General features: G+C 68.4%; 14 protein-coding genes. 9 read left to right on the top strand and 5 right to left on the bottom strand.

Annotation, left to right across the window (positions count from 1 at the left end; genetic code table 11):
- Positions 1-2 precede the first annotated feature (2 nt).
- Both RM50_RS03760 and RM50_RS03755 read right to left on the bottom strand, forming a co-directional pair.
- The gene (locus RM50_RS03760; RefSeq protein WP_043450114.1) at positions 3-602 is read right to left on the bottom strand and encodes a hypothetical protein; all 600 of its coding nucleotides are present in this window, start codon (positions 600-602) and stop codon (positions 3-5) included.
- Positions 603-792: 190 nt separating this feature from the next.
- Positions 793-3,024 carry a catalase gene (locus tag RM50_RS03755; protein ID WP_043450112.1) on the bottom strand — a complete coding sequence of 744 codons (2,232 nt, stop codon included), beginning with the start codon at positions 3,022-3,024 and terminating at the stop codon, positions 793-795.
- Between the two features lie 192 nt (positions 3,025-3,216).
- Between RM50_RS03755 and RM50_RS03750 the strand changes: the two genes are divergently transcribed.
- Positions 3,217-5,658: a phosphoketolase family protein gene (locus RM50_RS03750; protein ID WP_043450110.1), complete on the top strand. Its 2,442-nt coding sequence runs from the start codon at positions 3,217-3,219 to the stop codon at positions 5,656-5,658.
- Position 5,659: 1 nt separating this feature from the next.
- Here RM50_RS03750 and RM50_RS03745 read toward each other — a convergent pair whose 3' ends face one another.
- From RM50_RS03745 to RM50_RS03735, 3 genes are all read right to left on the bottom strand, one after another.
- Complete coding sequence (locus tag RM50_RS03745) at positions 5,660-6,415, bottom strand: DUF429 domain-containing protein (RefSeq protein ID WP_043450107.1); 756 nt, start codon at positions 6,413-6,415, stop codon at positions 5,660-5,662.
- Between the two features lie 37 nt (positions 6,416-6,452).
- A complete protein-coding gene (locus RM50_RS03740) occupies positions 6,453-7,796 on the bottom strand; it encodes a carboxylesterase family protein (protein ID WP_082006959.1) in 1,344 nt (447 codons plus the stop codon).
- A gap of 87 nt (positions 7,797-7,883) precedes the next feature.
- Positions 7,884-8,372 carry an inorganic diphosphatase gene (locus RM50_RS03735; RefSeq protein ID WP_043450105.1) on the bottom strand — a complete coding sequence of 163 codons (489 nt, stop codon included), beginning with the start codon at positions 8,370-8,372 and terminating at the stop codon, positions 7,884-7,886.
- Between the two features lie 154 nt (positions 8,373-8,526).
- Here RM50_RS03735 and dacB point away from each other — a divergent pair, with 154 nt between their 5' ends.
- The 8 genes from dacB to folP all read left to right on the top strand — a co-directional run bounded on the left by dacB (position 8,527) and on the right by folP (position 18,205).
- Positions 8,527-10,035: a D-alanyl-D-alanine carboxypeptidase/D-alanyl-D-alanine endopeptidase gene (dacB, locus tag RM50_RS03730; RefSeq protein ID WP_043450103.1), complete on the top strand. Its 1,509-nt coding sequence runs from the start codon at positions 8,527-8,529 to the stop codon at positions 10,033-10,035.
- Between the two features lie 365 nt (positions 10,036-10,400).
- Positions 10,401-11,546, top strand: a complete 1,146-nt coding sequence (locus RM50_RS03725; RefSeq protein WP_043450320.1) for a zinc-dependent metalloprotease — start codon at positions 10,401-10,403, stop codon at positions 11,544-11,546.
- 90 nt (positions 11,547-11,636) lie between these two features.
- Positions 11,637-12,710 carry a tRNA lysidine(34) synthetase TilS gene (gene tilS, locus RM50_RS20580; protein ID WP_205622221.1) on the top strand — a complete coding sequence of 358 codons (1,074 nt, stop codon included), beginning with the start codon at positions 11,637-11,639 and terminating at the stop codon, positions 12,708-12,710.
- Positions 12,711-12,740: 30 nt separating this feature from the next.
- Positions 12,741-13,292 carry a hypoxanthine phosphoribosyltransferase gene (hpt, locus tag RM50_RS20575; RefSeq protein ID WP_041651844.1) on the top strand — a complete coding sequence of 184 codons (552 nt, stop codon included), beginning with the start codon at positions 12,741-12,743 and terminating at the stop codon, positions 13,290-13,292.
- Between the two features lie 13 nt (positions 13,293-13,305).
- On the top strand, positions 13,306-14,370 hold the full coding sequence (locus tag RM50_RS03710) for a LacI family DNA-binding transcriptional regulator (RefSeq protein WP_043450099.1): 1,065 nt from the start codon (positions 13,306-13,308) through the stop codon (positions 14,368-14,370).
- Positions 14,371-14,542: 172 nt separating this feature from the next.
- Positions 14,543-16,603: an ATP-dependent zinc metalloprotease FtsH gene (gene ftsH, locus RM50_RS03705; protein ID WP_043450097.1), complete on the top strand. Its 2,061-nt coding sequence runs from the start codon at positions 14,543-14,545 to the stop codon at positions 16,601-16,603.
- Between the two features lie 9 nt (positions 16,604-16,612).
- Entirely contained in the window at positions 16,613-17,257 is a 645-nt protein-coding gene (gene folE, locus RM50_RS03700; RefSeq protein WP_043450095.1) for a GTP cyclohydrolase I FolE, read from the top strand.
- Between the two features lie 9 nt (positions 17,258-17,266).
- Entirely contained in the window at positions 17,267-18,205 is a 939-nt protein-coding gene (gene folP, locus RM50_RS03695) for a dihydropteroate synthase (RefSeq protein ID WP_043450093.1), read from the top strand.
- Positions 18,206-18,208 lie beyond the last annotated feature (3 nt).

Genomic DNA, 18,208 nt, shown 5'->3' with positions numbered 1-18,208 from the left:
GGTTACTGCACCGCCAGGATCAGGGCCAGCAGCCTGGCGGCCGCCGGCCGGGCGGCATGCTCCTCGTTCCACTGGGCCCGTGCCACGGCCTTGCTGACGGCCTGGGTGGTGATCCCCAGTTCCTGCGCCACGGCCTTCTGCTGGCCGCGGACCCCGGGCGTCAGCAGGTCCAGCACCCGCCATTCCGCCTCTGAGCGGTCCCGCACGATGTGACCCAGCAGGCGGAGGACGGCCTCGGCATCATGGGCCACATCGGCCAGGGGCCCCTCCACCGCCACCGGGATGCGTTCTTTGCTGCTCCGCAGCCGGTCCACCGCGCGGCGGGCATAGACCAGGCCGTGGCCGGAGGCGTCCTTGATTTGGTTGGGCAGGGGCTCATTCACCGGCCCGGCGCCGATCCCCACGTACCAGTGCCCGGTGCGCAGCGCGATCAGCGCGGCATCCACGGCCTGGTGCGGGCAATCGACGATTCCCTGGACTTCGTCCTCCACCGACCGGTCGAAGTCCAGGCGCGCGGGGATGTGCCGCAGCGCCTTGAGCAGCTGCGGGACCTGGTCTCCGTCGAGCCGGCTGTCCGTCTGGTTGATGGTCAGGGTGAACATTCTGGATCCACACTACCCGGAAGTAGGAACTGCGAAACCGGCATGTTACGACTGGTCAGCGGCCCGGACCTCCCGGGAACAGGGCCGGGGGCCCGCATCGGGATGACGCGGACCCCCAGCGATAAACCGGCGGAACCACCTGCCTCGACCAACCTGCCTGGGTCAGTTTGTCTGGGTCAGTTTGCGTGGGTCAGCGTGCCGGGCCCGCAGCGGCACCGGTCGCCGGGAAACGATCCCAGGCGCGGTGGGCGGCGAGAAGTTCCGAGACCGCGGAGGTTACCGACGCAGCGTCATCTCCGGCAGCTATGCCAGCAGCCTGCTGGGGAATGCCTGCCGCGTCCAGAACCCCGGAACCCGAACCCCAGAAGCCGATGGCCTTCGCATGGCGGTAGGCCTCGGACAGCATGAGTCCGACGCGCGGATCGGCGCCTGCCGCCGGCTCCCCGGCTTTGGCATCGCGACCGGCAGTGGCGTCCGGGGCAGGACGCTGCCCGCCGGCAACAATCAGCGCGTCGAATTCGGTGGACCGAGCCGTGAGGAAGGTCCGCTGCACCGTGACGGAAAGCCCGTCGGAGGAAAGCGTGCCGCCGGTTGGTGCGATGACGAGCGGGACCATGCCCTCGCCGTCGAGCGCCTTGCGGGCCGCGTCCACCTGCGAAAGGTCGCTGGAGGAATCGGCAATGATGCCCACCACGCGCCCGGCTACCGGCCACGTCCGGCCGACCTGGGACAGCGCCGGGCTGGGAGCATGCTCCGCCACCTGCTCAGAAGCTTCCGGGGCAGCCATGCCGAGGCCGGCGGCCACTGCGGCGCACAGCGCGGCGTCGATATTGGCCAGGGCCTGGAGCTGGCGTTCGCGGACGGCGGTTTCGTAGCACTTGCCGAGCTCGAACGTATACGCCTGGACCACGTGGTCCTGTTCCACCGCGCTGAGGCTGCGGAAGAACAGCCGGGCCTGGCTGTAGTGGTCATCGAAGGAGGCCGGGTTGCGCCGCTCCTTGATGGATTCCGCAACCGCGGCCGGCACGTCCACGAAGGCCCCCAGGTCCTGTCCGGCAAGGAAAGGGCAGCCGCCATCCAGCGAATTGGGCCGGTACGGGGCAACCCCCGAGTGGACCGCCGTCTGGTGCATGCCGTCACGCAGCATGTCGTTGACGGGGGCGTGCGGCCGGTTGATCGGGATCTGCCCGAAATTGGGGCCGCCCAGGCGCGAGATCTGCGTGTCCAGGTAGGAAAACAGGCGGACCTGCAGCAGCGGGTCATTGGTGACGTCGATGCCCGGCACCAGGTGCCCCGGGTGGAAGGCCACCTGCTCGGTCTCGGCGAAGTAGTTCGTCGGGTTCGCGGTGAGGGTCATGAGGCCGATGGGCTGCACCGGCGCGAGTTCCTCGGGAACGAACTTCGTGGGGTCCAGGAGGTCGATGCCTTCGAACATCTGGTCCTCCGTGTCCGGGAACGTCTGGATGCCCAGTTCCCACTCCGGATAGGCGCCGGCTTCGATGGCATCGGCAAGGTCGCGCCGGTGGAAGTCCGGATCCATGCCGTTAATGATTTGGGCTTCTTCCCAGACCAGCGAGTGGACACCCTGTTTGGGCTTCCAGTGGAACTTCACCAGCGTGGTGTCCCCGTCGGCATTGACCAGCCGGAACGTGTGGACGCCGAAGCCCTCCATGGTCCGGTATGACCGCGGGATGCCGCGGTCGGACATGTTCCACATGGTGTGGGCCTGCGCCTCGGTGTGGAGCGAGACGAAGTCCCAGAAAGTGTCGTGCGCGCTCTGGGCCTGTGGGATTTCACGGTCTGGATGGGGTTTGGCCGCGTGGACGATATCCGGGAACTTGATTCCGTCCTGGATGAAAAACACCGGAATGTTGTTGCCCACGAGGTCGTAGGTTCCTTCATCCGTGTAGAACTTCGTGGAGAACCCGCGGGTGTCCCGCACCGCGTCCGCTGACCCGCGGGAGCCAAGCACCGTGGAGAACCGGACAAACACGGGCGTTTCGACGTCCGGGGCAAGGAATCCGGCGCGCGTGACCTTCGAAGCCGTCCCGTACGAGCGGAACACGCCATGTGCTCCAGCTCCGCGTGCGTGGACGACGCGCTCCGGGATCCGCTCGTGGTCAAAGTGGGTGATTTTCTCGCGCAGGTGGTGGTCCTGCAGCAGGATGGGTCCCCGCGGGCCGGCCTTCAGCGAGTGGTCCGTATCCTGCTGCCGGAGGCCTTGGGCCGTGGTCAGGTACTGGCCGGACTGGCCGCGCGCAGTGGCGGGTGCCCCGGTGGGGCTGCCGGTTGGCGACACTGCCTCCGGGCCGCGCTGGTCCGGCTTGGGCGGCAGCGGTTCACGGGGTGTGGTGGGCTCTGCCTGCGCCGGAGCCTCACTGGCCGGCGCCCCGGGAATTGCGATGTTGTCTTCGGCTGGCATGTCTTGATCTCCCCTCATCAGATGTTCCCAGCCCCGCCAGGCGGAAGCTAAGCTTGCTTACTACCCTACAGGTGGCCTGCAGGGGCGGGGCAAGGTGGAAAGGCGCGACGGCGGGGGTTGCCTGCGTGCCCCTCGATCTGTTGCGATGGGGGAACGGCCGCCTGCAGCGGCATACCCAAGGTGAGGATGGTTATGGCCGGCAGCACTGGACAGGACGGGAAACAGCAGGACGGGAACCAGCAGGACACGGTGCAGCGGGACGGCATCGACCAGGCGGAGCTGGAGCTCGTCGACCGGTGGTGGCGGGCCGCGAACTATCTCTCCGTGGGGCAGATCTACCTGCGGTCCAACCCGCTGCTGCGCGAACCTCTGCAGGCAGAGGACACCAAATCCCGGCTCCTGGGCCACTGGGGAACGACGCCCGGGCTCAACTTCGTCTACGCGCACCTGAACCGGGTGATCCGCCGCGACTCCCTGGAGATGCTCTTTGTTGCCGGTCCGGGCCATGGCGGTCCCGCCGTCGTCGCCAATGCCTGGCTGGAGGGGACGTACTCGGAAATCTATGCCCATGTGGGCAATGACGGGGCCGGCCTTGCCGAATTGTTCCGGCAGTTTTCCTACCCGGGTGGCATCCCCAGCCACGCCGCGCCGGAAAGCCCCGGCTCCATCAGCGAAGGCGGGGAACTGGGGTACGCGCTGGCCCACGCCTACGGGTCGGTGTTCGACAATCCCCAGCTGGTGACCGCCGTCGTGATTGGCGACGGCGAGGCCGAAACCGGGCCGCTGGCGGCCAGCTGGCACTCGCACAACTTCCTGGACCCTGCCGCGGACGGCGCCGTGCTGCCCATTCTGCACCTGAACGGCTACAAGATCGCCAACCCCACCATCCTGGCCCGGATGCCGCAGGACCAGTTGGAGCAGCTGCTGCGCGGGTATGGCCACGAGCCGTATTTCGTGACGGTGGCGGACCCGGACAGCACGGAGCAGGCGCACCGCGATTTCGCCGCCGTGCTGGACCGCTGCCTGGCGGACATCAGGGCCATCCAGGACGCCCACCGGCGGGACGAATCCGGAGAACAGGCGGGGGAGGGGAGCCGCCGCTGGCCCATGATCGTGCTGCGCTCGCCGAAGGGCTGGACCGGGCCGCGGATGGTGGACGGGCTGCAGGTGGAAGGGACCTGGCGGGCCCACCAGGTCCCGTTGTCCGAGGTGCGCACCAACGGCGAACACCTGAAGCAGTTGGAGGAATGGCTGCAGTCCTACCGGCCGGAAGAGCTGTTCGACGGCGACGGCCGGCTCCGGCCCGGCGTCGCCGAAGGGGCACCCACCGGGGACTTCCGCATGAGTGCCACCCCGCACGCCAACGGCGGGCTGCTCCGGCGGGCCCTCAGGCTGCCCGCCTACCAGGACCACGCCGTGGAGGTGCCCAGCCCGGGAACCGACCGGGTCAGCCCGATGATCACCCTCGGCTTCTGGATGCGGGACGTGATTGCGCAGAACATGGAAAACTTCCGGCTGTTCGGCCCGGACGAGACGGCCTCCAACCGGCTGCAGAACGTCTACGAGGTCACCGACAAGGTGTGGCAGTACCGGATTGACGACGTCGACGAGCACCTTGCCCGCTCCGGACGGGTCCTGGAGGTGCTCAGCGAGCACCTGTGCCAGGGCTGGCTGGAGGGCTACCTCCTGACCGGGCGGCACGGCGTCTTCAACTGCTACGAGGCCTTCGTGCACATAGTCGATTCCATGTTCAACCAGCACGCCAAATGGCTGAAGGTGTCCCGCAAACTGCACTGGCGCCAGCCGGTGCCGTCACTGAACTACCTGCTGTCCTCGCACGTGTGGCAGCAGGACCACAACGGGTTCTCGCACCAGGATCCGGGCTTCATCGACCACGCCGTGAACAAGAAGGCCGAGGTCATCCGGGTGTACCTGCCGCCGGACGCAAACACCCTGCTCTCCGTCATGGAGCATTGCCTGGCGTCCACCGACTACGTGAACATCGTGGTCAGCGGCAAGCAGCCCTCGCCCACCTGGCTTGGTCCCGCGGATGCCGCCAGCCATTGCCGCCGCGGCCTGGGGATCTGGACGTTCGCCGGCTCGGAGGTGCCGGGCGAGGAGCCCGACGTCGTCCTGGCCTGCGCCGGTGACGTCCCCACGGTGGAGACCGTGGCCGCGGCGGAGCTGCTTCGCGAGGGCGCCCCGGGACTCAAGGTGCGTGTGGTCAACGTGGTGGACCTGATGCGGCTGCAGGACGAAAGCGAGCACCCGCACGGCCTCCCGGCCCACGACTTCGACGGCATTTTCACGGCGGACAAGCCCGTCATCTTCGCGTACCACGGCTACCCGGCGCTGATCCACCGGCTGGCGTACCGGCGGGCCAACCAGCAGGGGCTTCACGTGCACGGGTACAAGGAAGAGGGGACCACCACCACGCCGTTCGATATGGCCATGCTGAACGGCATCGACCGCTTCACGCTTGCCATCGACGCGATCGACCGCGTGCCGGGCCTGGCCGAGAAGCATTCGCTCCTGCGCCAGGACCTGCAGGACCGGCGCAGCCGGGCCCGCGAGCACACCCGCACCCACGGCGAGGACCCGGAGGAGATCCGGAACTGGAAGCTGGGCGGCTGACTTACTGCCCCAGGAGTTCATCCGGGGTGCAGGAGGGCAGGTGGATCCAGCCTTCGCTGCGGGCCGCCCGGGCATGCGCATCGTCAGGGGCGAGGGTACGACGGCGGGCCACGGCCCGGGCGGTCAGCGAGGCGATGACGGCATCGAACAGGTCGTCCGAAGCCGCGAGCCGCGCCTCGTTCCCGGCCAGGTCCAGCCATGGCGCCTGGTCCTGCAGTGAGCCGAGCAGCACGCCAAGCCGCTCCGCTTCCGGAGTGCCCCGGCCCTTATAGCCCCGGCCCTTGAGCCCCCAGATCTTCAACGATGCCGCCGGGTACACCTCTGCCAGCCGGCCCGAGCCGTCACGCGGTTGCGGGCCGTGCAGCGCAGCGATCTTCGCCTGGATGACGGCGCAGCGCATGGCCGGGTGGGCCAGCCGGTCAGCGGAGACACTGAGCGGAATCAGCCCGGTCTGCGCGGTGCAGAACCGGTCGGTATCGCGATAGGCGAGGAGCCGGCGGCCGGCGATCCCGTCGTGGTCAAGGACGGGTGCCGGATCATTATTCAGGTGGCCGGTGAGGAACGGGATCAGCGCGTCCGGCCAGCCCACGGGGCAATCGACGCCGGTCATGGCGCAAGTGCCGAACAGGTCCACGATCTCCTGGTCGTCCACGTCCAGGGCCAGGTGGGTGAGCCGGGCCCGGTCATCGCTCCACTCGATGACGGCCACGGCAGTTTTCTTGGTCGCGGCCGCCAGGTCCACGCCGAGGGTCTTCATGGGCTGCCCACCAACCCTGCGGTCAGACGGCATTGCGTCAGACGGCCCGGTACCGCAGGACGCCGGGGATGCTGCCCGAGTCCCCGAGGTCCTGGCCGGAGGCGAAGCCGGCCCACAGGGCGCGCATCCTGCGGCCCGCGGCGTCCACGTCCGCCCAGTCCGCTCCGGCAATGAGCCCAACGCCGTCCCAGGTCTTCCGGTTGCCGAGCAGCAGGGGCAAATCCACCGTGTGGGCGGCGCCGAAGATGTTGCCGGGCGCGTGCCAGTCCAGGACGTAGCGGTGCGCCCTTCCGCCTGCCTTGGCGTGGCGGCGGGCGAACCGGCGGGTGGCCCTGCCGTACACGGTTTCGGTGACCACCCAGTCGATGGCCCGCACGGCGGCAGGGCCCGCCAGGGGGATGCCTCCCAGGCGCATCAGCCGCGGGCTGCGGGGAAGGAACAGGCGCGCCTCCTCGGAGGTATGGCCGATCAGCACGTCGATGGCCGGCGCGGCGCGGTTCCACGCTTCTTCAATGCCTCGCTCTTCGGGAAGCGGATCGTGCCCGTACTGGGTGCCGAACGGCATGGCCGCCAGCATCCCGAACTTCCTGGCCACCTGCGCCACGTCTGCCTCGCGGGCCACCACCTCCATGGCCGGGGTCTCCTCCGTCAGGGACTCCGCAGCGGTTCCCATCGCGTGGTTCATCCTGGCCCGTCCCCGGGTAATGCCGAGCGGTGCGCTCTGGATGATGGCGCGCTGGAAGAGCCTGGGTGCTTCCGGCACGGCCATCAGGTGGGCGATGGCGTCGCCGCCCGCGGACTGGCCGAACGCGGTGACCCGGCCCGGATCGCCGCCGAAGCCGGCGATGTTCCGCTGCACCCAGCGGAAGGCCTCAAGCTGGTCGAGCAGGCCCAGGTTGCCGGGCCGGCCGGTCGGAGTGGCCAGGAACCCGAACAGGCCCAGCCGGTACGTCACGGACACCACGATGACGCGGTTTTCGGCGACCAGCCGGGCGGGGTCGAAGATGGCCAGGTCGCCCGAACCTGTGGTGTAGGAGCCGCCGTGGATCCAGACCATGACCGGCAGCCGTTCCTCCGGCCTGAGGTCTCCGGGCATGGTGATGGAGAGGTTCTGGCAGTCCTCGCTGCCGGGCAGTTCACCGTACCTGGTGCCCAGGACGTCGTCGAGGAAGGGGACTGGTGCCTGTGGGCAGGCGGGGGAGAGGGACGTAGCGGAAAATTCCGAGGTCCAGTCCGGGGCGGGCACCGGAGGCTGGAAGCGTCCGGCCGTGGCGTACGGGATGCCGCTGGCGCGGAGGACGTCACCATCAGCCCAGCCGGTGACGGGGCCGCAGGGTGGCTGGAACAACAGCTGGGACGTCGGGGCGTGCTCGAAACTCACAGCCCCACCATGCCACAACTTCCTGGAACAACGACGGCGGTTGGAGTGGGCCCGTCAACAAGGAGGGGCCCCACACCCTCAGCGGGACTAGTGTCCGGTGGGCACGTAGCGCTTGATGGAGGCTTCCAGTTCGGCTTCGGCGGCGGCGCGGTCGCCCCAGCCTTCGGCCTTGACCCACTTGCCGGGCTCCAGGTCCTTGTAGCGGGTGAAGAAGTGCTCGATTTCCTTGATCAGGTACTCGTTGACGTCGCTGACTTCCTGGATGTGGTCGAAGCGGGCATCCACCGGCACGCACAGGATCTTGGCGTCTCCGCCGCCGTCGTCAGTCATGTTGAAGACGCCGATGGGGCGGGACTCAACGATGACGCCGGGGTGCAGGTCGAAGTCCTGCAGCAGCACCAGCGCGTCCAGCGGGTCGCCGTCTTCGCCGAGGGTGTTCTCGAAGTACCCGTAGTGGGTGGGGTACTGCATGGAGGTGAAGAGGACGCGGTCCAGGCGGACGCGGCCGGTCTCGTGGTCAACTTCGTACTTGACGCGTGATCCCTTGGGGATCTCGATGGTCACGTCGTGCTTCATGGAATGCTCCTCGGCAATTGCAGGGGGTGCGCGGCACACTTGACGGGCCACAAAAAAGCGTGTCGGTGCCGCCGACTAGTATTGAGGATATAGCGAGAGGCCCTGGAATCAGGAACTTGTGGGGAAATTTCAGGACTTGAGGACCAGCACCAGCATGACCAAAACTACCGGCCAGGAACCGCTGCGCGCCCGCCGGGCCGGGCGCCCCGGCAGCCCCCGACGGGTCTCCGGGAAAGAGCCGCACACGCCCTGGCACCTGGTGTTCGCCGCATTGCTCCTGCTGGTCCTGGCCATACCGGCGGTCCTCCTGGTTGTTCCCGGTTTCACCGGCCCGGCAGCAGCTCCGCCCGCCCCGGCGCCGCCCGCCTGGCAGCAGGCCCCGGCAACGATTGCCGCCCCGCAGGTGCTGGCACCGCTTCGGCAATCCGCCCCGGTGCCGGCTCCGACGGTGGTGGCGGCGCAGGTTGATCCGGTGTTGAAGACCGACGGCGGCGGTACTTTCACGGGCATGGTCCAGGACGCTTTCACTGGCCAGGTCCTCTTCGACCGGGGCGGCGCAGACGGCCGCGTGCCGGCGTCGAACCTTAAATTGCTGACGGCGGTGGCCGCGCTGCGCACCCTGGGGCCGGACCGCCGCTTCACCACCAAAGTGGTGCAAGGCCCTGCCGCCGGGCAGGTGGTGCTGGTGGGCGGCGGCGACGTCCTCCTGGCCGCGGGCGGATCGCAGCCGGAGCAGGTGATGGGCCATGCCGGCCTTGCCACCCTCGCGGCCCGCACGGTGCAGGCACTGCAGGCCGCCCGCACCACCGGCGACATCACGGTGTTGGTGGACGACTCCCTGTTCACGGGACCCGCGCTGAATCCCAACTGGCAGTCCGGCGACGTGGAAGCAGGCGAAATAGCGCCGCTGTACCCGCTGGCCCTCAACTCGGCCCGCTTCGATCCCGCCGTCACCACCGGCCCCCGGCCGCAGGATTCGGCGATAACCGCGGCGGAAGCGTTCGCGGCCCAGCTGCGTGCGGCCGGTGCCGCTGCGGGACTGACGGTGGCGGCCGGCGTCGAACGTTCCGCGGGCGCTTCCCAGGCCAACCCGGCAGTCCTCGCCGCGGTCGAATCGGCCACGGTGGCGGAGCAGGTGGACCTGATGCTGCAGGTATCGGACAACTACCTGGCCGAAACCATGGGCCGGCTGGCCGCCGTGGCCACGGGCCGGCCCGGCAGCAACGACGGCGCCGTGGCCGTGGTGGCGGACGAGGTCCGGGCGGCCGGCATCCCCGCGGACACCCTCAAGCTGGCGGACGTGTGCGGGCTTGCCATGGGCAATCAGGTCCCGGCACGGCTGTTCGTGGACGTGCTGCGGGCCATCACCACCGGAGCCGACACCAGGCTGCGTGCCGCTCTGGACGGCTTCCCGGTCGGCGGCCTGTCCGGCACCCTGGACGCCCGGTACGGGGACGCCACCACCTTCGGCGGCGCCGGGCTGGTGCGGGCCAAGACCGGAACCCTGAACACCGTGCTGGGGCTGAGCGGCTACGTTGTGGACGCGGATGGAAGGCTCCTGGTGTTCTCCTTCATCGGCAACGGACTGACACCCGGCGCCGCCGGCAACAAGGAAGCCCTGGACCGTGCCGCCACCGTATTGGCCGGCTGCGGCTGCCGCTAGCGCCCACCCGGGGTGGGGCGGCGGGTATTACTGCGGCTGGACGCCCAGCAGCGCGGCCATGACGACGGCGGCCAGCACCGACCTCCAGCCCGTGCGCGGGCCGATGGTCAGGGGCACGATGGGACGGTAAGGGATCATGGTGTCCTCCTTCGATGGTTATGACCGGCCCTGTCCCGCATGAACGATGCGGGGCAGCAACGGTTGTGCGGGTACGGGCCGCTCCGGACAGGCAGGTTGCCCTGCGGTTTCCAGCCTGCCCGGCGGGTCTTGGACAGCGCTTTCGCGCTCCTGTGCGGAGGCTGTGGAAGTTCGCCGGTGAGCGAACTTAAGGACGATCCCCGGGCTGCTGTGTTCTGATGGGAACCATGGAGTCCACTGCGCGCGAGTCCGCACCGACCGTGTCCACGAAGGCCGGGTCACCGACTGCCCAGTCCCTGATCAACTGGGACCTTGCCGCTTCCGCCGCAGCGCGGCTGGCTCCGGCCGGCCCGGTGCTGGACGAAGCAGCCATCGGCGGGGCGGTGGACAGCCTGCGCCGGCTCGCGGACGCCTCCGTTCCGCACGTCCATGAGATCACCGGGCTGGAGGCGGCGCGCGATCTGCGCGACTCGTCAGTATTGGTGGTGGACCGGGCGTCCTGGGCCAAAGCCAACACCCAAAGCTTCGCCGTGATGCTCAAACCGGCCATGCAGAAGATGCTGGACAGCCGCAGCGGAAACCTGAGCCCCGCTGCCGCGCAGGTCAGCGGCGCCATCACCGGCTCCCAGCTGGGCGCTGTCCTCGCTTTCCTGTCCAGCAAGGTCCTGGGCCAGTACGACCCCTTCGCCGCGCTTGCCGAGAACTCCTCCGCACCCGCCGCCGGCCGGCTTCTGCTCGTGGCCCCGAACATCATCTCGGTGGAGCGTGAACTCAACGTCACGCCGGAGGATTTCCGGCTCTGGGTGTGCCTGCACGAACAAACCCACCGGGTCCAGTTCGCGGCGGCCCCCTGGCTGCGCCACCACATGCTGGAGCAGATCGACAACCTCAGCGGGCACCTGCTGGGCAACGTCGACTCCCTGATGGAGCGTGCCTCCGCTGCTGCGCGTTCACTGAAGGACCGCTCCGCCAGCGGAAACACGCCGGGCCGCGGCGCCATCCTGGACCTGCTCCAGGATCCCGAGGAAAAGGCCGCCATCTCGCACCTCACCGCCGTCATGAGCCTGCTCGAAGGGCACGCCAACGTGGTGATGGACGCCGTGGACGCCAGCATCGTGCCGTCCGTCAAGACCATCCGGCAGCGGTTCAACGACCGCGGCAAGGACCGCGGCGTGATCGAGAAGTTCATCCGCAGCCTCCTGGGCCTGGACGCGAAGATGCGGCAGTACTCCGACGGCGCCCGCTTCGTCCGCGCCGTGGTGGACGTTGCCGGGATGGAAGGCTTCAACAAGGTCTGGGACTCGGTGGACCACCTTCCCACTGAGCCGGAGATCCACGACGCCAAGCTGTGGCTTGAGCGGATGGGCCTGTAGTTGCCTGACGACGTTCCGGCGCCGTCCCCTGTCACCAGCGGACGGCGCCGGCCCGGAAGGCTGGCTCCCGTCGTCGGCACTGCACGCAGGATGCTGCAGGAGGCCCTGGCAGGTGCCGGCTACCCCCGCCACGTCCTGGTGGCCTGCAGCGGCGGGCCGGACTCCCTGGCGCTCGCCGCCGTCGCGGCCTACTTCGCCCGCCGCGGCCACGTGGACGGCCATCCGCTGACCGTGGGTGCGGTGGTGGTGGACCACCAGTTGCAGGACGGCTCCGCCGAGGTGGCAGCCCGCACTGCAGGGATGCTGCAGGAGCTGGGCCTTGCACCGGTGGAGATCCGCACCGTTAGGGTGGCCGCCGCCGGAATGGGGCCCGAAGCTGCTGCCCGCGAGGCCCGCCATGCCGCCCTTGAGGCTGCCGCCTCTGGCCAGGGCGCCGGGGCAATCCTGCTGGGGCACACCCTGGACGACCAGGCCGAACAGGTCCTGCTGGGCCTGGCCCGAGGCTCCGGAACCCGTTCCCTTGCCGGCATGCGCCCGGCCCGGGCAGGCTCCGGAGACACGGTGCTCCTTCGCCCGTTCCTGGGCCTTCGGCGGGCGGACACCGAAGAGATCTGCGTCGTGGAGGAACTGGACCCCTGGCACGATCCCACCAACGCGGACCCCGCCTTCGCGAGGTCCCGGACCCGGGTGGAGGTCCTCCCGCACCTGGAGGACAAGCTGGGCCCCGGCGTGGCGGAATCGCTGGCCCGGACCGCTGCAATCCTGCAACTGGACGCCGACTACCTGGAGGATGTGGCGGAAAGCACCTACGCCTCCCTCGTGGAGCGGGACGGCTCCGACCTTGCCCTTCCGGAAGAGGCCCTGCGCGCCTTGGCGCCGGCCATCAGGTTCCGGGTCATTGCCAAGGCCGCGGCGGAGGCAGGCGGCCAGCAGCCCAGCTACCAGCGCCTTTTGGCGGCGGAAGCCCTGCTCCGGCGGCACGGTTCGGCCGGCCCGGTGCAGCTTCCCGGCGGTGTCAGCGCCTACCGGTTGTCGCTGGCGCAGCTGGAGGGAGCCACGGGCAAAGCCGTCCCCGCCGCCCCCCACGGCCCCGGTCCCGTTCCCCGCGAACGGGCACGCTGTGGGAAGCTAGTATTCCGGCCTTCCAAGCCGCCCACAAAATAGTCGCACCCCGCATCTACACAGGAGCCATTGGTGGATTCAAACGACGTCCAGGCAGATCTCAAGCACGTTCTCTACACCAAGGAACAGATCCAGCAGCGGATCACCGAACTCGCAGCGCAGATCGACAAGGACTATGAAGGGCGCGAGATCCTCATTGTGGGCGTCCTCAAGGGTGCCGTGATGGTTATGGCGGACCTGGCCCGGGCACTGCACAGCCACATTTCCATGGACTGGATGGCTGTCTCCTCCTACGGCTCGGGAACCCAGTCCTCCGGGGTAGTGCGCATCCTGAAGGACCTGGATACGGATCTGATGGGCAAGGACGTGCTGATCGTCGAGGACATCATCGACTCCGGCCTGACCCTGTCCTGGCTCAAGACCAACCTGGAGTCCCGCGGTACCGCGTCGGTGGAAATCTGCACCGCCTTCCGCAAGCCCACCGCCGCCAAGGTGGAAATCGACGTCAAGTACGTCGGCTACGACATCCCCAACGAATTCGTGGTCGGCTACGGACTGGACTACGCCGAGAAGTACCGCAACCTGGACTTCGTAGGCACCCTGGCGCCGCACGTCTACGAGTAGGCTGCCGCCCACCATCTTGCCAAGGAACATCGGCATCCGGGACGTTGCCAAGGCGGCCGGCGTCTCCGCCACCACCGTCTCGCACGTGCTCAACGATGCGCCCTACGCCCGCGTCAGCCAGGACACCCGCGACAAGGTCAGGGCGGCGGCGGACCAGTTGGGCTACGGCCCCAACCGCCTGGCCCAGGCACTGCGCAGCCGGAAGTCCGGCGTGCTGGGCCTGGTCAGCGAGGACGTGGCCACCACGCCGCACGCCGGCCGGATCATCCTGGGCGCGGACCAGGCCGCCCGCGCCCGCGGCTACACCCTGATGCTCATCAACACCGCAGGCGCCGCCGACACCGCATCCCGGCAGGCGGACGTCGAGTCGCTGCTGGAGCGGCAGGTGGACGGGATCCTTTACGCAACGATGTACCACCGCAGCGTTCAGCCGCCCGCCAACCTGGCCCGGGTGCCATCGGTACTGGTGGACGCCGTCACCGACGCCGGGACGTTCCCGGCTGTGGTTCCGGACGAGCACGGCGGCGCCTCCGCAGCTGTGCAGGCGCTGCTCGCCGCCGGGCACACGCGGATCGGCTTCATCAACAATACGGAGGATGTTCCCTCCACCCACCAGCGCCTGCAGGGTTTCCGGGACACCCTTGCCCGCGCGGGACTGGACGCCGGCGGCGCCCCTGTCGGGACGGCGTCGTCCGATGCCCTGGGCGGGTACGCGGCCGCCAGGCGGATGCTGGAAGGCGCCAACCCGCCGTCGGGCCTCTTCTGCTACAACGACAGGATGGCCATGGGAGCCTACCGGGCTGCCGCGGAACTGGGCCTGTCCATCCCGGAAGACCTGTCCATCGTTGGCTTCGACGACCAGGAACTGATCGCCGGCAGCCTCCACCCCGGCCTCACCACCGTGGCCCTGCCGCACTATGAAATGGGCGCCTGGGCGGCCAACCGGCTGATCGACACGATCGACGCCGGAGAGCCCGGGGACGCCGGGCCAGGGTTCCATGACCGCCCGGAGCCCGTGCTGCTCGAGTGTCCGCTGGTGACCCGCGGATCCGTGGCGGCGCCCGGGGAGCACCGCTGAGGCAGGCGTCCGGCGGACAGCCGGCATGCTACGCCCACAGGGAACTTTTGCTTTTCGCTATGCGTGATGTACTCCGGACGGTGTATAGCTAGAAGCTGACGCAGCACCATCACGCGCGCAGACTACTCGCCGTGAAGCACTACCGGAAGGGACGGGGCGAGCCCCCGAACAGATGAAAGCTAAGAACTTCTTCAAAGGCCCGGGCATCTGGATCGTCGTTGTGGTCGGTCTGCTCCTGGTGGCTTTTGCGACGCTCGCCCCCGGCGGTGCGGCCCGGATCGACACGGACAAGGGCCTGGAACTGCTCTCCAGCAACAAGGTGGAGCAGGCCAAGATCTTCGACGGCGAGAACCGCGTTGACCTCACGCTGAAGGACAACCTGCAGCTGGATGGGCAGGACAAGGGCAAGAGCGTCCAGTTCTTCTTCGTGGATGCCCGCGCGCAGGACGTGGTGAAGGCCGTTACGGACGCCAAGCCGGCGCAGGGCTTCACGGACCAGCCGATCGAAAGCAACTGGTTCTCCGGCCTGCTCTCCCTCCTGATCCCCGTCATCCTGCTGGGCGCCCTCTTCTGGTTCCTGATGACCCGCATGCAGGGCGGTGGATCCAAGATCATGCAGTTCGGCAAGTCCAAGGCCAAGATGGTCAGCAAGGACATGCCGCAGGTGACCTTCGCCGACGTCGCAGGTGCGGATGAGGCCGTGGAGGAACTCCAGGAAATCAAGGAATTCCTCCAGGAACCGGCCAAGTTCCAGGCTGTTGGCGCCAAGATCCCCAAGGGCGTCCTGCTCTATGGCCCGCCGGGTACCGGCAAGACCCTGCTGGCCCGCGCTGTCGCAGGTGAGGCGGGCGTACCCTTCTTCTCCATCTCCGGCTCCGACTTCGTGGAAATGTTCGTCGGCGTGGGTGCCTCCCGTGTCCGCGACCTGTTCGAGCAGGCCAAGGCCAATTCCCCGGCAATCATCTTCGTGGACGAAATCGACGCCGTCGGACGCCACCGCGGTGCCGGCATCGGCGGCGGCAACGACGAACGCGAGCAGACCCTCAACCAGCTGCTGGTTGAAATGGACGGCTTCGACGTCAAGACCAACGTCATCCTGATCGCGGCCACCAACCGTCCCGACGTCCTGGACCCGGCCCTGCTGCGCCCGGGCCGTTTCGACCGCCAGGTGTCCGTGGAAGCGCCGGACCTGATCGGCCGCGACCAGATCCTGCAGGTGCACGCCAAGGGCAAGCCCATGGCACCGGGCGTGGACCTGAAGGCGGTGGCCAAGAAGACGCCCGGTTACACCGGCGCAGATTTGGCCAACGTCCTGAACGAGGCCGCGCTGCTCACCGCCCGCTCCAACGCTAACCTGATCGACGACCGCGCCCTGGACGAGGCCATTGACCGCGTCATGGCAGGCCCGCAGAAGCGCAGCCGCGTCATGAAGGAACACGAGCGCAAGATCACCGCCTACCACGAAGGCGGCCACGCCCTGGTGGCGGCGGCCCTGCGGAACTCCGCGCCGGTCACCAAGATCACCATCCTTCCGCGCGGCCGGGCCCTCGGCTACACCATGGTGGTCCCGGAAAACGACAAGTACTCCATCACCCGCAACGAACTGCTGGACCAGATGGCCTACGCCATGGGCGGCCGCGTGGCGGAAGAGATCGTGTTCCACGATCCCTCCACCGGGGCTTCCAACGACATCGAGAAGGCCACCGGCACCGCACGCAAGATGGTCACCGAATACGGCATGAGCGAACGCGTCGGCGCTGTCCGCCTGGGCCAGGGCGGCGGTGAACCCTTCCTGGGCCGCGACGCCGGGCACGAGCGGAACTACTCCGACCAGATCGCCTACGTCGTGGACGAGGAAGTGCGCCGCCTGATCGAGCAGGCCCACGATGAGGCCTACGAGATCCTCACCGAGAACCGGGAGATCCTGGACATCCTGGCCCTGGAACTGCTGGAACGCGAAACACTTAACCAAGCCGAGATCGCCGACATCTTCCGTGACGTCCGCAAGCGGGACTTCCGTGAAGTGTGGCTCTCCAAGGAGACCCGTCCCGTCCTCGCCGGCCCGGTGGAAACCCGCCGGGAGCGGGCGGAGCGCGAGGCCCAGGAGGAAGCCAAGCAGGCCCGCCTGGACGAGCCGCTGGACGCCCAGCCCCCGCATGCGCAGGGCGTTCCGGAGGATGCACCGTTTCACGGGGGGACCCCCGAATCGGGGCCTGACACCCTTCGCGGCTAAGCTTTCCCTGTGACTTCCTTCGACGACGACGACGTTCCCGCCTCCGCCGGACACCTGGCGGAGGCCGGTGCCCACCCCTCGAAAACCGAAAAAGTGGACAAGCCCCGGATCGAGGCGGCCGTCCGCGAAATCCTCCTTGCCATCGGTGAGGATCCGGACCGCGGCGGCCTCCTGGACACCCCGAAGAGGGTGGCAAAGGCGTACGCCGAGATGTTCGCCGGGCTGCACCACGATCCCGCGGACGTCCTGTCCACCACCTTCGACCTGGACCATGAGGAACTGGTCCTGGTCAAGGACATTCCGTTCTATTCGACCTGCGAGCACCACCTGGTTCCGTTCCACGGAGTGGCCCACGTGGGGTACATCCCGTCCCATGACGGCAAGGTCACCGGTCTGAGCAAGCTGGCCCGGCTGGTGGATATCTATGCCCGCCGCCCGCAGGTGCAGGAACGGCTCACCACGGAAATCGTCGAAGCGTTGGTCAGCCACCTCAAGCCCCGTGGCGCCATTGTCGTTGTTGAATGCGAACACATGTGCATGTCCATGCGCGGCATCCGCAAGCCCGGAGCGAAGACCGTCACCAGTGCGGTCCGCGGGCAGCTTCATGACCCGGCCACCCGTGCCGAAGCCATGAGCCTCATCCTCGGAAGGTAACCACAGACCATGGATTCACTCGCTGCAGCCCCGGGAACGGGGCCCGCAACCTCCCCGCTGCCCATCCTGCGCAAGCCCCGCCCGGCGGCGCGCTTCGAAGACCTCCCCACCGGCCGCACCCTGGTCATGGGAGTCCTGAACGTCACCCCTGACTCCTTCAGCGACGGCGGGAAGCACCCCACCGCGGACACCGCGATCGCCGCCGGCCTGCGGATGTTCTACGCCGGTGCGGACATCATCGACGTCGGGGGCGAGTCCACCCGGCCCGGCGCCGATGACGTCACCCCCGACGAAGAACAGCGCCGCGTCCTGCCCGTGGTTGAAGCCCTGGTGAAGGCCGGCGCCTTGGTCAGCATCGACACCACGCACGCCTCCACGGCGGAAGCGGCCGTCAAGGCCGGCGCCGCCATCATCAACGACATCTCCGGCCTCAGCATCGAGCCCGAAATGGCCGAATTCGTGGCGGCCTCCAAGGTGCCCTACGTCCTCACCCACCGCCGCGGGGACGCCCGGACCATGAACTCGCTCGCCGAATACACGGACGTTGCCGGGGAAGTGGTGTCCGAGCTGGCAGGAGTGCGGGACAAGCTCTACGCCGCCGGCGTCAGCCAGGAGCAGATCATCATTGATCCGGGCCTGGGGTTCGCCAAGAATGACGCCCAGAACTGGGAACTGCTGCAGAACCTGGACCAGCTGGACAGCCTGGGCCACAAGGTTCTGGTGGGTGCCTCGCGGAAGCGCTTCCTGGGCACCCTGCTTACGGTGGCCGGCAAGTCCGCCGCGCCGGAAGAGCGGGATGGTGCCACCGCGGCCATCACCGCCATCAGCGCCTACCGCGGCGCCTGGGCAGTGCGCGTGCACGACGTCGGGCCCAGCCTTGACGCCGTCAAAGTGGCTGCGCGCATGGCTGCCGGACCCGCGCAACAAGCCGTACCCAAGACGCAATAGGGC

Origin of the sequence: Pseudarthrobacter phenanthrenivorans (assembly GCF_000813845.1) — a bacterium.
Lineage (GTDB): Bacteria > Actinomycetota > Actinomycetes > Actinomycetales > Micrococcaceae > Arthrobacter > Arthrobacter phenanthrenivorans_B.
This window is presented reverse-complemented; position numbering and strand designations above follow the sequence as displayed.

Excerpts from the sequence above, each read along its gene's own strand:
- tilS (WP_205622221.1), top strand. The coding sequence starts at position 11,637 with ATGCTGCAGGAGGCCCTGGCAGGTGCCGGCTACCCCCGCCACGTCCTG.
- RM50_RS03735 (WP_043450105.1), bottom strand. The coding sequence starts at position 8,372 with ATGAAGCACGACGTGACCATCGAGATCCCCAAGGGATCACGCGTCAAG.
- RM50_RS03755 (WP_043450112.1), bottom strand. The coding sequence starts at position 3,024 with ATGCCAGCCGAAGACAACATCGCAATTCCCGGGGCGCCGGCCAGTGAG.
- dacB (WP_043450103.1), top strand. The coding sequence starts at position 8,527 with ATGACCAAAACTACCGGCCAGGAACCGCTGCGCGCCCGCCGGGCCGGG.
- ftsH (WP_043450097.1), top strand. The coding sequence starts at position 14,543 with ATGAAAGCTAAGAACTTCTTCAAAGGCCCGGGCATCTGGATCGTCGTT.
- RM50_RS03745 (WP_043450107.1), bottom strand. The coding sequence starts at position 6,415 with ATGAAGACCCTCGGCGTGGACCTGGCGGCCGCGACCAAGAAAACTGCC.
- RM50_RS03725 (WP_043450320.1), top strand. The coding sequence starts at position 10,401 with ATGGAGTCCACTGCGCGCGAGTCCGCACCGACCGTGTCCACGAAGGCC.
- folP (WP_043450093.1), top strand. The coding sequence starts at position 17,267 with ATGGATTCACTCGCTGCAGCCCCGGGAACGGGGCCCGCAACCTCCCCG.
- RM50_RS03760 (WP_043450114.1), bottom strand. The coding sequence starts at position 602 with ATGTTCACCCTGACCATCAACCAGACGGACAGCCGGCTCGACGGAGAC.
- RM50_RS03750 (WP_043450110.1), top strand. The coding sequence starts at position 3,217 with ATGGCCGGCAGCACTGGACAGGACGGGAAACAGCAGGACGGGAACCAG.